Origin of the sequence: Prevotella sp. AM23-5 (genome assembly GCF_003473645.1) — a bacterium.
Classification (GTDB): domain Bacteria; phylum Bacteroidota; class Bacteroidia; order Bacteroidales; family Bacteroidaceae; genus Prevotella; species Prevotella copri_A.
On the sequence record NZ_QUCG01000040.1, the window covers coordinates 1 to 12,683 of the forward strand.

At 46.9% G+C, this 12,683-nt stretch carries 12 protein-coding genes and 1 tRNA gene; 8 read left to right on the plus strand and 5 right to left on the minus strand.

Annotation, left to right across the window (positions count from 1 at the left end):
* Positions 1-437: 437 nt before the first annotated feature.
* From DW657_RS10545 to DW657_RS10560, 4 genes are all read right to left on the minus strand, one after another.
* Positions 438-508 (minus strand) — tRNA-Cys (locus DW657_RS10545).
* A 137-nt stretch (positions 509-645) separates the two neighbouring features.
* The gene (locus DW657_RS10550) at positions 646-894 is read right to left on the minus strand and encodes a hypothetical protein (protein ID WP_199658348.1); all 249 of its coding nucleotides are present in this window, start codon (positions 892-894) and stop codon (positions 646-648) included.
* Positions 895-921: 27 nt separating this feature from the next.
* Positions 922-1,143, minus strand: a complete 222-nt coding sequence (locus tag DW657_RS10555; RefSeq protein WP_117661752.1) for a hypothetical protein — start codon at positions 1,141-1,143, stop codon at positions 922-924.
* A 32-nt stretch (positions 1,144-1,175) separates the two neighbouring features.
* Positions 1,176-1,985 (minus strand): hypothetical protein, encoded by an 810-nt coding sequence (locus tag DW657_RS10560; RefSeq protein ID WP_117661751.1) that lies wholly within the window; start codon positions 1,983-1,985, stop codon positions 1,176-1,178.
* Between the two features lie 159 nt (positions 1,986-2,144).
* Here DW657_RS10560 and DW657_RS10565 point away from each other — a divergent pair, with 159 nt between their 5' ends.
* From DW657_RS10565 to DW657_RS10600, 8 genes are all read left to right on the plus strand, one after another.
* On the plus strand, positions 2,145-3,422 hold the full coding sequence (locus tag DW657_RS10565) for a replication-associated recombination protein A (RefSeq protein ID WP_118312472.1): 1,278 nt from the start codon (positions 2,145-2,147) through the stop codon (positions 3,420-3,422).
* A gap of 98 nt (positions 3,423-3,520) precedes the next feature.
* Positions 3,521-4,171, plus strand: coding sequence for a trimeric intracellular cation channel family protein (locus DW657_RS10570; RefSeq protein WP_118312473.1), 651 nt, complete (start codon positions 3,521-3,523; stop codon positions 4,169-4,171).
* A gap of 41 nt (positions 4,172-4,212) precedes the next feature.
* On the plus strand, positions 4,213-5,724 hold the full coding sequence (locus DW657_RS10575) for a glycoside hydrolase family 10 protein (RefSeq protein WP_118312474.1): 1,512 nt from the start codon (positions 4,213-4,215) through the stop codon (positions 5,722-5,724).
* Positions 5,725-6,000: 276 nt separating this feature from the next.
* On the plus strand, positions 6,001-7,644 hold the full coding sequence (locus DW657_RS10580; protein ID WP_118312475.1) for a Gfo/Idh/MocA family protein: 1,644 nt from the start codon (positions 6,001-6,003) through the stop codon (positions 7,642-7,644).
* 413 nt (positions 7,645-8,057) lie between these two features.
* A complete protein-coding gene (locus tag DW657_RS10585; protein ID WP_118312476.1) occupies positions 8,058-8,957 on the plus strand; it encodes a M48 family metallopeptidase in 900 nt (299 codons plus the stop codon).
* Positions 8,958-8,961: 4 nt separating this feature from the next.
* Positions 8,962-9,414: an NfeD family protein gene (locus DW657_RS10590; RefSeq protein ID WP_118312477.1), complete on the plus strand. Its 453-nt coding sequence runs from the start codon at positions 8,962-8,964 to the stop codon at positions 9,412-9,414.
* Between the two features lie 18 nt (positions 9,415-9,432).
* Positions 9,433-10,386 (plus strand): SPFH domain-containing protein, encoded by a 954-nt coding sequence (locus DW657_RS10595; RefSeq protein WP_089542514.1) that lies wholly within the window; start codon positions 9,433-9,435, stop codon positions 10,384-10,386.
* An 11-nt stretch (positions 10,387-10,397) separates the two neighbouring features.
* A complete protein-coding gene (locus DW657_RS10600; protein WP_118312478.1) occupies positions 10,398-11,510 on the plus strand; it encodes a UDP-N-acetyl glucosamine 2-epimerase in 1,113 nt (370 codons plus the stop codon).
* Between the two features lie 62 nt (positions 11,511-11,572).
* On the opposite strand, the gene DW657_RS10605 is transcribed toward DW657_RS10600, so the two are convergent.
* On the minus strand, positions 11,573-12,508 hold the full coding sequence (locus tag DW657_RS10605; protein WP_199658349.1) for a hypothetical protein: 936 nt from the start codon (positions 12,506-12,508) through the stop codon (positions 11,573-11,575).
* Positions 12,509-12,683 lie beyond the last annotated feature (175 nt).

Genomic DNA, 12,683 nt, shown 5'->3' on the forward strand with positions numbered 1-12,683 from the left:
GTATTCATTTTTATTATTATAGTTCATATATATTAGAACGCAGGATAGCGGGCGATATTGTATGAATTGAAAGGAAAAAGTAGGTTGTTGGAAAAATAGGGGAATATAAAAAAGTAAAGAGCAGCTATCTTCTCAGACAACTGCTCTACATTCAATAGGTATTAGTTTTCTTTAAGGTAAAAAGATTGTATTCAGGATAACGTTTGCAAAGGTAGCAAAAATATTTGGTTTAAAAAAATAATTTCTAAACTATTTTTAAAAAAAATGCTTTTTTCTTCAATTTGCTCTGTTTTTCTTTAGTTTTTCCCCATCAATACTACATTTATTTAATAACTACTGTGAATGGGATTCGGTAGGGAAGATATGGAAAACAAAAAAGGAAGATATGGAAAACAAAAAAGGAAACCCTTTTTTTGAAAGGATTTCCTTTTTTTGCGAGGTGTCTAGCGGAGTCGAACCGCTCTACACGGTTTTGCAGACCGTTACCTAACCGCTCGGTTAAGACACCTTGTAGAGTTTTTTGTTACCATTTCTGATAAGCGAGTGCAAAGGTACTACTTTTTTTTGAATCCACCAAATCTTTCCGCATCTTTTTTTCGAAAAATATTCGATTTTTTCAAAAATATTCATTTTCGGAGTCCATTTCTAGTGATTATCTGTAGGATCCAACTTTCTTTTTGTAGAATCCAACTTCTTATCTGTAGGATCCAACTTCTTGTTTGTATTGTCCAGCTTTCCTTTTTTCTTGCACTGTTCGTAAAAAGCGCAACCACTGCACCGGTAGTTGCCGTCCTTGCATTTGTTTGCCTGTTGCAACGATTTATAAATACGAAAGGCGGCATACAGGATGCATGCCGCCAGTATCGTTGCAATGATGGTGTATTGTATCATCATTTTCTTTTAGAGTTTAAAAATTCCTCTTTAACCTACGGCATTGTAGCCATTGGTAGAGTTCTTACGCATAATGTCGCGGATGTTCATCTCCTTGAAACCCTCGGCACGCTTCTGCTCCTCCAACTCTTCCTCTTCCTCGATATCCTTCTCGGAACGGGTAAAGGTGAAGGTCTTGTACTTAAATTCTGCGATAGCCCAACCTACGAGTGCTACCACGATTAATGCGAATAATCCTACTACTGCGTTCATTTCTTTCTCCTTATTATATAATAATGTATATTTTAATAATCGTCATCAGCTACGTCCTCAGCATCATCGAGTCCCAGATTCTCTGGATCCTCGAAGGTAGTACGGTAGCTTTCCTCGGTGAGCTTGTCGTCATCGAATGCATCTTCGTCCTCATCTGGATCATTGTAGTGATCCTCGATCTCTGGTGCATCCTCATCTTCATCGTCGTCACGGTCCAGCAGGTCCTCATCGCGATCCATGTCGTCATCCATAAACTTCATGCGGATCTTCTCCTGCTTTGGCTTCTCCTTGGCGAAGATAGCCTCTACCCAGGTGCCCTTTGGTACTACGAGTACTTCGTAGTCATCAGCGAGCTTCTTCTCATAGAGACCACCTGGTTTCTTCAGACGATCCTTTGGGAGGGTAGTAGTACTGATGTCGAAACCGCTCTCGATGATGTCCTTGATGCTCTGAGACAGACTGTCCCAGCCACCGCCAAAGTTACGCTCCAGCACTTCGATGAGCTTGGTAGCTGTTATATGCCCGATGTTCTCATAGGTGAGGTCAGTCACACGCATGATAGGACGCTTCTTGATGGCATACTTCTCGTTCTTGTCGTCGATACGGAAGGTACCAATCTTGAAGCCACGGTCTATCAACTTGTCGAGCACTTCAGTACGGTCAATCTTGACTGGCTCAATCTCGAAAGCACTACGAATGATGTCGAGGTATCTACGCTGATTGTCCTTCAGGTCGTTGTCTTTCTCGGCAGCTTCCCAGAGACGGAAAACATCATTCTCCTGGAGATCCCAGACACTGCTCTTGGTCAATGTCTTGAGGGTGATATTTTTTTCATTTCTCATTGTTGTACGTATTTTGATTGCAAAAGTAAGTACTTCTTTTTATATATCCAAATTTTCTAGCTTATTTTTTTGCTTTTATGCATTTTTTTTTCTTTTATCCTAAAAACTTATGCGTGTTTCGTTTTTTTTCATTACCTTTGTGGCGAAAAAATAATTGATATGAGTGAACCGTTAGCTGAAAGAATGAGACCTCGCTCGCTCGCCGATTATGTCGGACAGAAGCATCTGGTAGGCGAGGGTGCCGTGCTGCGCAAGATGATAGACGCAGGGCGCATATCCTCTTTTATTCTCTGGGGACCTCCGGGAGTGGGCAAGACTACTTTGGCTCAAATCGTAGCCCAGACCCTGAAGGTCCCTTTCTACACCCTTTCTGCCGTTACCAGTGGCGTAAAGGATGTGCGTGAGGTGATAGAGAGAGCGAAGAGTGGCAGATTCTTCAATTCTGCTTCTCCTATCTTATTTATTGATGAGATTCATCGCTTCTCCAAGAGTCAGCAGGACTCTCTGCTGGGGGCAGTGGAGAAGGGTATTGTCACCCTGATTGGTGCTACCACGGAAAATCCCTCTTTCGAGGTAATCCGTCCGCTCCTTTCCCGTTGCCAGCTCTATGTGCTCAAACCGTTGGAGAAGGAAGACTTGGAGGGACTCCTGCAGCGAGCCGTCACCGAGGATGTGGAACTCAAGCAGAAGAAGATTGAGTTGAAGGAAACCGCAGCCATGCTCCGCTTCAGTGGCGGTGATGCCCGGAAACTGCTCAATATCCTGGAACTGGTGGTGGAATCTGCTGGCAGCGATGAAGTGGTTATCACCGATAAGATGGTAGAGGAACAGTTGCAGCAGAATCCGCTGGCTTATGATAAGCAGGGCGAGATGCATTATGACATCATCTCTGCCTTCATCAAGAGTATTCGAGGCAGTGATCCTGATGCGGCGCTCTATTGGATGGCGCGTATGATAGAGGGCGGCGAAGATCCGCAGTTTATCGCCCGGAGAGTGGTGATCAGTGCAAGCGAGGATGTGGGGCTGGCGAATCCGAATGCGCTCCTGCTGGCGAATGCTGCCTTCGATACGGTGATGAAGATAGGCTGGCCTGAGGCAAGGATTGCACTTGCCGAAGCGGTGGTGTATCTGGCTACCAGTCCGAAGAGCAACAGTGCATATCTGGGCATCAATGACGCCATTGCCACGGTGAAGCAGACCGGTAATCTGCCTGTGCCGCTGCATATCCGCAATGCGCCTACCAAACTGATGAAAGACCTGGGCTATCATGATGGCTATAAATATCCTCACGATTATCCGGGACATTTCACAGAACAGCAATATCTACCTGATGAGCTGAAAGACGCCAGATTCTGGCAGCCGCAGCATTCTCCTTCAGAAGAACGACTCTATAACTGGATGGTTACCTGCTGGGGAGAAAGATTCAAGAACCGCTAGGCGTTCCGACGGATTTGCAATCCGTCGTTAAAAAATGTTCGACCTTTTAAAACCGGGGGATTTGAAATCCCCCACATCAAATAATTTATTACGAGAAAATGACTATTCATCAAGACCCGGAACTAGTGATGACACTCCAGAGCGTCATCGAGTTCATTGGAACCTTTGCATTTGCCCTTTCGGGCATCAGACTTGCCGCCAGCAAGCATTATGATTGGCTGGGCGGATTTGTATGTGGTGTGGCTGTAGCTATCGGAGGTGGAACCATCCGCGACGTGATGCTGGGCTTGAATCCTTTCTGGATGTCGAGTCCTATCTATCTTCTGTTTACGTTCTTGGCCCAACTGGTGGTGATAGTGTGCCATCATTATCTGAAGCGTCTAGACAATACCTGGTTTCTTTTCGATACCCTCGGTTTGGCGCTTTTCAATATCGCCGGAATCCAGAAGACCCTCGATTGTGGTTTCCCATTCTGGGTAGCTATCATTATGGGATGTATCACGGGCTCCTTTGGAGGAGTAATCCGCGATGTGCTTCTCAACGAGGAACCGGTTATCTTCCGTAAGGAGATCTATGCGATGGCTTGTGTGTTGGGCGGCTTGGTTTACTGGGCATTCAGCTATCTGGGCTTAAGTCTCTATATTACAGTGGTTGCCTCCTTCCTCACCGTCTGCATCATCCGCCTGCTCGCCGTGAAATACCATATCTCGCTGCCTACGCTGCGTGATGAGGAGGAAAAGAAAGAATAATTTAGAATGAAACAATAACATTAAACGATAAACACTAATTAATGAGAAGAGAGAAAATCTTTGGGATGCTGATTTTGGCGATGATGCTGATGTTTCAGACTTCATCCCTGATGGCACAGAACAAACGTGAATTCCGTGGCGCCTGGATCCAGTGTGTCAACGGACAGTATTTGGGTAAATCTACCCAGCAGATTCAGTCGATGCTCACCAAGCAACTGGACGAATTGCAGAAGGATGGCGTGAATGCCATCATCTTCCAGGTACGTGCCGAATGTGATGCCCTTTATCAGAGTGATCTTGAACCTTGGAGCAAGTTCCTCACCGGTGTCCAGGGCAAGGCTCCATCGCCTTATTGGGATCCGCTGGAGTGGATGGTTGAGCAGTGTCATCAGCGTGGAATGGAGATTCATGCCTGGATCAATCCTTATCGTGCCAAGCATGGTTCTACCTCGTTCTCCCAGGTGTCATCCCAGAGCGTGGTGAAGAAGCATCCGAACCTCTGTTTCAACTATGATAATCTCGTGCTTCTCAATCCGGCGCTTCAGGAGGCTGCAGATTATACTTGTCAGGTGGCTGCTGATATCGTGAGCCGTTATGACATCGACGGTTTTCATATCGACGACTACTTCTATCCTTATCCGGTAGCTGGCAAGCAGATTCCTGATCAGCAGATGTATGCAGCCAATCCTCGTGGATTCCGGAATATCGGCGACTGGAGAAGAGATAATGTGAGCCGCTTTGTCAAGCAGTTGGGTGAAACCATCCATCGTGTCAAGCCTTGGGTGAAGTTTGGTGTATCTCCTTTCGGTATCTATCGCAACCGGAAAAACTCTCCGATCGGATCTCAGACTTTCGGCCTTCAGAACTACGATGATCTTTATGCCGATGTTCTTCTTTGGGTAAATAATGGCTTCATCGATTACTGCGTGCCTCAGATCTATTGGGAGATTGGTAACAAGGCGGCAGATTACAAGACTCTCATCCAGTGGTGGAACAAGTATGCTGGCAACCGTCCTCTTTATATAGGTGAGGATATCGAGCGTACGGCGAAGTTTGCTGATCCTACGAATCCGAAGAGTCATCAGTTGCCTGCCAAGCATCGCCTTCACCAGCAGATGAATAATGTACAGGGCACCGTGCTCTGGTATGCCAAGACTGCAGCTGATAATGTTGGCAACATCGGACATACTCTGCGCGATTATTACTGGAAATATCCTTCGCTTCCTCCATTGATGCCGTTCCTCGACGATAAGGCGCCAAAGGGTGTGAAGAGTCTGAAGATGGAGTGGACAGAGAAGGGACCCCTTCTTACCTGGAAGGCTCCAAAGGCAAAGAAGAAGAAATGGGGCGATGTAGCCAACCGTTTTGCCATCTATCGTTTTGAAAAGGGAGCGCCTGTGAATCTCAATGATGTCACCGCTCTCCAGGCTGTTGTTTACGATACCACCTATCCGATACCATACGTAAAGGATCAGAAATATACCTATGTCGTTACAGCGCTCGATCGCGTAGGTAACGAGAGTAAGGGTAAGAAGAAAACCGTTTCGCTTTAAGTGAAGCGGTTTTTCTTGTTTCTGTCATTCTGATTCAGAGTGGTTTTTCTTGTTAAAAGCCTGGAATTGTACCTTTATCCATAAAAAAACACTAAAAAGATTCAGTATCTCAAATTTTATTTGTACTTTTGCAGAGTCATTTCAGCGTTCCATTTGTTTTCTAATGCAACACTAAGATGAATGGAGTGCTGATTTGAGAGAATTGCTGAGAAACCTAGATGTTGATCAGAACCTATTAATTAATATTACTAACTTTAAGTGTTGCTAACTTTAGGGATGAAAATTAAGAGTTTTTTGATGGCTGCTTTGGCGGCATTTTCTTTGTCCGCTAGCGCTCAGTCTTTGTCTCCAGGCACCAAGTGGCATTGGGACAAGGGTACAATCGTTGTGGAGACACCAGAACGTCCTGCAGGACAGCAGAATGTTTTGGGATTGACGGCTCCTAAGTTGAAGACAGTACGTGTGGGCTTTGTCGGTCTGGGTATGCGTGGTCCTTGGGCAGTCATGCGTTTCTGCCATATTCCAGGTGTTGAGATTGTTGCCTTGTGCGATTACGAGGAGGCTCGTGCAGAGAAATCACAGGAGTACTTGCGCAAGCAGGGCTTGAAGCCTGCTGATATCTATAGCGGTGAGAAGGGTTATGAGGCTTTGTGCAAGCGTTCTGACATCGACCTGGTTTATATCGCAGCCGACTGGAATCACCATTTCCCAGTTGCCAAGTTTGCAATGGAGAATGGTAAGCATACAGCCATCGAGGTTCCTAGTGCTATGAATCTGGATCAGTGCTGGAGCCTGATCAACTTGAGCGAGCAGACTCGCAAGCATTGCTTCATCTTGGAGAACTGCTGCTACGACTACTATGAGATGAATGCGCTGGCTATGGCTCAGGATGGCGTTTTCGGTGACATCATCCGTGCTGAGGGTGCTTATATCCACTGTCTCGAGGACTTCTGGGATGCTTACTGGAAGGATCCGGCTGACAATGACAAGGACAACCTCCACTGGCGTATGAAGTATAATATGGAAAACCGTGGTGATGTTTATCCTACTCATGGCTTGGGTCCTGTTGCTCAGTGCCTGAATATTCACCGTGGCGACCGCTTCACTACGCTCGTTGCCATGGATACAGAGTCTTTCGTGGGTAAGGACTGGGTGAAGAACAAGAGCGGCAAGGAGTGCAAGGAGTTCCGCAATGGTGATCATACTACTACCTTGATGCGTACAGCCAAGGGTAAGGTGGTGGAGATCCAGCACAACGTGATGACTCCTCAGCCATACAACCGCTTGTTCAAGCTCACAGGTACCAAGGGTTACGCTACCAAGTATCCTACCGAGGAGTTTGCACTCTCTGGCGAGGCGCTCAAGGGTACAGGCGCTCCTCAGATGGATAACCTCAATGCTCATGGTTTCATGAACAAGGAGCAGAAGGAAGCTTTGATCAAGAAGTATTATCACCCAATCTTGAAGAAGTATGGTGAACTGGGCCGTCAGATGGGTCACGGTGGTATGGACTTCATCATGGACTCACGTCTGGTTTACTGCTTGCAGAATGGCTTGCCATTGGATATGGATGTTTATGATTTGGCAGAGTGGTGTTCTTTGGCAGAGTTGGGTGCTCTTTCTATGGACAACAACAGCGCTGCCGTTACCTTCCCAGATTTCACCCGTGGTTTCTGGAACAAGCAGGATGGTTACAAGCATCAGTATGCTGCACCTGAGGCTGAGGCTGCTACAGAGGCTGCCGCTGCTGCTTATACCAAGTCACAGAAGGAGGCTACTGCTAAGTTCAAGTTGTGGAATCTTTATGATGCTGTAGCTGCTGCCAAGAAGGCTAACAATGCCAAGGCTTTGAAGTCGGCTACTGCTAAGTACAACAAGGCTGTAGCTGCTGCCAAGAAGGCAATGAATGCCAGAAAATAATAGCAGGAATTTAACTCCTCTAATTCCCCATAAAAAATCAAGAGGGTGTGTCATAAGTCACAGCCAATACGCCCTGAAAGGGCAGAAGCTCCTAGCCCAGGGCATCGCCCTGGGTAATGTTGGCAAAAAGTAAAGTCGCCCCGAAAAGGGAAAAGCTTTTAAAATGAAAGCTTTTGCCCTTTCAGGGCGACTTTACTTTTTGCCAACATTACCCAGGGCGATGCCCTGGGCTAGGAGCTTTTGGGCTTTCAGCCCGACTTCGGCTGCCATAATCTAAACTTATGACACACCCTCTTAATTTTTTGTTAAATTCTCGGAAAAACTTGGTTGTTTCGTGTATTTGATGTATATTTGCAAATCATAAGATAACTATTTCTTGCAAATAGAATATATAACTTAAGAGAAGATAGAAAATGAAACGGATTAAGGTTTTAGTTTTTAGTATGTTGGCTGCCATGATGCTTGCATCTTGCGGTACAACGCAGAAGGTGCCTCTTACGGGTCGCACCCACCGCATCTCTGTCTCAGATGCACAGGTTTTGAGCTTGTCTAATCAGGAATATACCAAGTACATGGCTTCGGCTAAGAAATCTACCAATGCTGTGAAGACAGCGCAGGTGGTGAGAGTCGGAAAGCGACTGGCTGCTGCCGTGGAAACTTATCTCAAGGAGAACGGATACGCCAATGATCTGCAGAACTATTCCTGGGAATTCAACCTCGTTCAGGACAACAGTGTGAATGCCTTCTGCATGCCTGGCGGAAAGATTGTGGTATATGAAGGCTTGCTCCCGGTAGCTTCCAGCGATAATTCGCTCGCCATCGTACTGGGACATGAGATCGCACACGCCGTGGCTAAGCATAGTGCCGAGCAGCTTTCCAAGGCTCAGAACCAGCAGGTAGGTACCAGTATCCTGAGCGGTGTGCTGAATCAGGCAGTAGGTAATGGAGTGGGAGATTTGGCGGGTGCCGTAGCCGGACAGTACTTCTCCTTCCGTAATCTGAAGTATTCGCGTGAAAACGAAACAGAAGCCGACTATATGGGCTTGATCTTTGCTGCGATGGCAGGCTACGATCCTCAGCAGGCTATACCTTTCTGGGAACGTATGGCTGAGGCTTCGGGCAATCAGGGCAAGAGTGATATCTTCAGCGATCACCCTTCCGATGCCAAGCGTATTGCTGCCTTGAAGGCGGCGATGCCTACTGCGCTGAAGTATTACAAGCCTCAGGGAAAGACTTCCGTTACTACCACAACCAAAACGGGCGTCAAGACCATCAAGGCTAGCTCGCTGATGAAGAAATCAACTAAAAAATAACGATATGATGGAATATATCTCTCAAAACCTCTGGCTGTTTTGGACTGTCATTATGTTCATCTGCCTCATCCTGGAGTTGTCTTCCGGCGACTTCTACGTGACTTGTTTTGCCATTGGTGCGCTCATCAGCATACCTGTGGCTGTGATGGATGTTCCGTTCTGGTTGCAGGTAGTGGTCTGGGCGGTATGTTCCGTACTCAGTATCCTGTTGATCCGTCCGCATCTGGTAAAGGCTATCCATAGGGGAGCCGATCTTCGGGAGAGTAATTCCGATGCCCTTGCCGGACAGATAGGTGAGGTGAGTGAAACTATCGTTGCCGGTGGGTATGGAAGAGTGAAGCTCGATGGTGATGACTGGAAGGCAGAAGCTCCGGGCGCTGCTGGTGATATCGCCAAGGGTACCCGTGTAAGAGTGATGGGTCACCAGTCTATCATTCTCCAGGTAGAGAAGTATTAACTTTTAATTATAAACATCATGGAAATAGGACTTTATGTATTGATTGCTCTAGTGCTGCTTGCACTGGTGGTGGTAAAGAAAACCATCGTGATCATTCCTCAGAGTGAGACCAGAATCATCGAGCGGTTGGGTCGCTATTATGCTACCCTGAAGCCAGGTATCAACATTATCATTCCTTTCATCGACCAGGCCAAGACCATCGTGGCGATGCGTAGAGGAAGCTATACTTATACCAGCAGCATCGACCTTCGTGAACAGGTTTATGATTTCGACCGTCAGAATGTGATTACCAAGGATAATATTCAGATGCAGATCAATGCACTGCTTTATTTCCAGATTGTAGATCCTTTCAAGAGTGTTTATGAAATCAACAATCTGCCTAATGCGATAGAGAAGTTGACTCAGACTACCCTGCGTAACATCATCGGTGAGATGGAGCTCGACCAGACACTTACCTCCCGTGACACCATCAACACCAAGCTCCGTGCGGTGCTCGACGATGCCACCAACAAGTGGGGAATCAAGGTAAACCGTGTAGAGTTGCAGGATATCACTCCTCCTGAGAGTGTGCTCCAGGCGATGGAGAAGCAGATGCAGGCAGAGCGTAACAAGCGAGCTACCATCCTTACTTCAGAAGGTGAGAAGGAGAAGCAGCGCCTGCTCTCCGAAGGTGAAAAGGCGGCGATTGTCAACAAGGCTGAGGCTGCCAAGCAGCAGGCTATCCTGAGAGCCGAAGGTGAGGCTACTGCCCGCATCCGCAAGGCTGAGGCTGAGGCCATCGCCATCCAGAAGATTACCGAAGCCGTAGGACAGAGTACCAATCCTGCCAACTATCTGCTGGCACAGAAATACATTACCATGATGCAGGAAGTGGCTCAGGGTAAGGATAATAAGGTGGTTTATCTGCCATACGAGGCTACCAACCTCCTGGGATCCATCGGTGGCATCAAGGATTTGTTTAACAGTAAGTAAACTAAAAAAATATGAGTAAGAAAATTTGTATTGTTGCTGGAGCGAGACCTAACTTCATCAAGGTGGCTCCTGTGATGAGAGCGATAGAGAATGCCCGGAATGCGGGCGGGGAGATGGAGTGCAAGTTGGTCTATACCGGTCGCGAAGACGATGAGACCCTTGAAGATTCTCTTTTCTCTGACTTGGATATCCGCAAGCCGGATGTTTATCTGGGCGTGGAATGTGAGAATATGAATGAGCTGACCGGTATGGTGATGGCACAGTTTGAGCGCTATCTCCAGCAGAATCCTACGGATGTGGTGATTGTGGTGGATGATCTGGCTTCTACTATGGCTGTGGCTATCGTCACCAAGAAGCAGGGCGTTCAGTTGGCTCACATCGCAGCAGGTACCCGTAGCTTCGATATCACCATGCCAAAGGAAATCAACCGTCTGGTGATTGATGGACTCTCTGATATCCTCTTCACCGCAGGTATCTCCAACAACAGTATCGCCAACAAGGAGGGTGCCGAACTCTCTAAGGTTTATATGGTGGGTAATGTACTCATTGATAACATCCGATTCCTGCAGCAGCGTATGAAGCGTCCTCAGGTGATGGACGAACAGCATCTGGAGGATGGCAAGTATATGGTGCTTACCTTGAACCGCAAGGTCATCGTCAACAATATCGATGAGATGAAGACCTTGATCTCAACGATCGACAGTGTGGCTCGCCAGGCAGGCATCAAGGTTCTGGCTCCTTTGCGTGGCAAGGCATTGGGATTCGTGCTTGCCTTCAAGGCTTACCAGGATGTGGCTGACCATCAGTCGGGTATCATGGTTGTGCAGCCTCAGGGTTATCTCGATTTCTCTTATCTCTCAGCCCACGCCATGGGTGTAATCACCGATTCGGGTAATGTGGCAGAAGAGGCTACCTTCAATGGAGTGCCATGCATCACCCTGAACAGCTATACCGAGCATCAGGAAACCGTAACCGTAGGAACCAACGAGCTCGTTGCAGAAGATCCAGAGAAGCTTCAGCAGGCGATGGAGAAGATTGTGAAGGGTGAATGGAAGAAGGGTGGTATTCCTGATAGATGGGATGGACGGTCTGCAGAACGCATCGTTCAGATTATCTGTGGATAATCACTACTCAATACAATAAATAATAAAGCCAGCGACCGAAAAATCGCTGGCTTTATTGTTTATCACTTAAGCGGTTCCGAAACCGGATAATCATACTGTTTGTAATAGGTAGGAGTCTTTGGGTTGTTATACCAGTTTCCTTCTACGCTTACTCCGATGGAGAAGTTCTTGTTGGTGTATCTTACTCCGGCACCTAATACATTGGCACCGGCAGCACCCATGCCATATCCTCCAGGCATCACGCCCATTCCCAAGATGCCGGGATACATACCATATCTGCCATATCCGTAAGGACCATATCCGGCATAACGGTTGTAGATGGAATTGTAGTTATTGGCAACGCTTACCTGTCCATATACGTATGCCTCCCAGTGCTCATCAAACTGATAGCCCAGAATGCCATACACACCACCATCCCGGAAATTATCGCCTCCGTAATTGATGTTGTTGAGATAGGTACCTAAAGCCATCCACAGCTTGTTGTCCTTGGTGAGCGGCGTGAGATACGTAGCATTGATGGTCTGGGTAAAACCGCCCCAGTGTGGCGCATGCTTGCCGAAAGTGGCGAAGACGGAAAGATCTACCGAGAGGTTCAGTCCCTTATGGAGTCCCCAGCCATATCGGTTCCAGCCATATTTACCCCAGTCATTTCCCCAATAGTCATAGCTGTTTCCCAATCCTCCAGAATTGACCAAATTGGAGATCGGATTGTTATAATAATCACTATCCTGAGGATTCTTCAGATAACTGCCCATCTTGTAGAGTTCGTCACTGTTGGAATCAATATGCCGGATAGGGGTGTAGGTATTCTTCACCGGTTTTCCTCCATATACCACGGTTTTCCCGTCCTGATATACCGTATCGCCTGGCAACAGCCAGTCTTCCCTCGGACTATCCTGACTGTGCAGAGGTCCGAAGCTCACGTGCTGTGCCTGGGCTTTCATTCCTATCAGTGCGAAGCCCAGGAGAAGAAGATATAATCTTTTTGTTGTCATCATATCAAATCGTTTATGTAGCCTCATTTTCGAAGCTTTTTATGTTATTCACCAATTTTTGAGCATCATTTTGCCCGTTTCTGTCATTTTGCACGCAAAGATATAAAGAAAGTTTGAGAAAAGCATAACTTTTTAGAATAAAATCATTATCTTTGCAATCAATAACATAAAAAACAGA

Excerpts from the sequence above, each read along its gene's own strand:
- DW657_RS10585 (WP_118312476.1), top strand. The coding sequence starts at position 8,058 with ATGAAACGGATTAAGGTTTTAGTTTTTAGTATGTTGGCTGCCATGATG.
- DW657_RS10605 (WP_199658349.1), bottom strand. The coding sequence starts at position 12,508 with ATGATGACAACAAAAAGATTATATCTTCTTCTCCTGGGCTTCGCACTG.
- DW657_RS10555 (WP_117661752.1), bottom strand. The coding sequence starts at position 1,143 with ATGAACGCAGTAGTAGGATTATTCGCATTAATCGTGGTAGCACTCGTA.
- DW657_RS10550 (WP_199658348.1), bottom strand. The coding sequence starts at position 894 with ATGATGATACAATACACCATCATTGCAACGATACTGGCGGCATGCATC.
- DW657_RS10565 (WP_118312472.1), top strand. The coding sequence starts at position 2,145 with ATGAGTGAACCGTTAGCTGAAAGAATGAGACCTCGCTCGCTCGCCGAT.
- DW657_RS10580 (WP_118312475.1), top strand. The coding sequence starts at position 6,001 with ATGAAAATTAAGAGTTTTTTGATGGCTGCTTTGGCGGCATTTTCTTTG.
- DW657_RS10575 (WP_118312474.1), top strand. The coding sequence starts at position 4,213 with ATGAGAAGAGAGAAAATCTTTGGGATGCTGATTTTGGCGATGATGCTG.
- DW657_RS10560 (WP_117661751.1), bottom strand. The coding sequence starts at position 1,985 with ATGAGAAATGAAAAAAATATCACCCTCAAGACATTGACCAAGAGCAGT.
- DW657_RS10570 (WP_118312473.1), top strand. The coding sequence starts at position 3,521 with ATGACTATTCATCAAGACCCGGAACTAGTGATGACACTCCAGAGCGTC.
- DW657_RS10595 (WP_089542514.1), top strand. The coding sequence starts at position 9,433 with ATGGAAATAGGACTTTATGTATTGATTGCTCTAGTGCTGCTTGCACTG.
- DW657_RS10600 (WP_118312478.1), top strand. The coding sequence starts at position 10,398 with ATGAGTAAGAAAATTTGTATTGTTGCTGGAGCGAGACCTAACTTCATC.
- DW657_RS10590 (WP_118312477.1), top strand. The coding sequence starts at position 8,962 with ATGATGGAATATATCTCTCAAAACCTCTGGCTGTTTTGGACTGTCATT.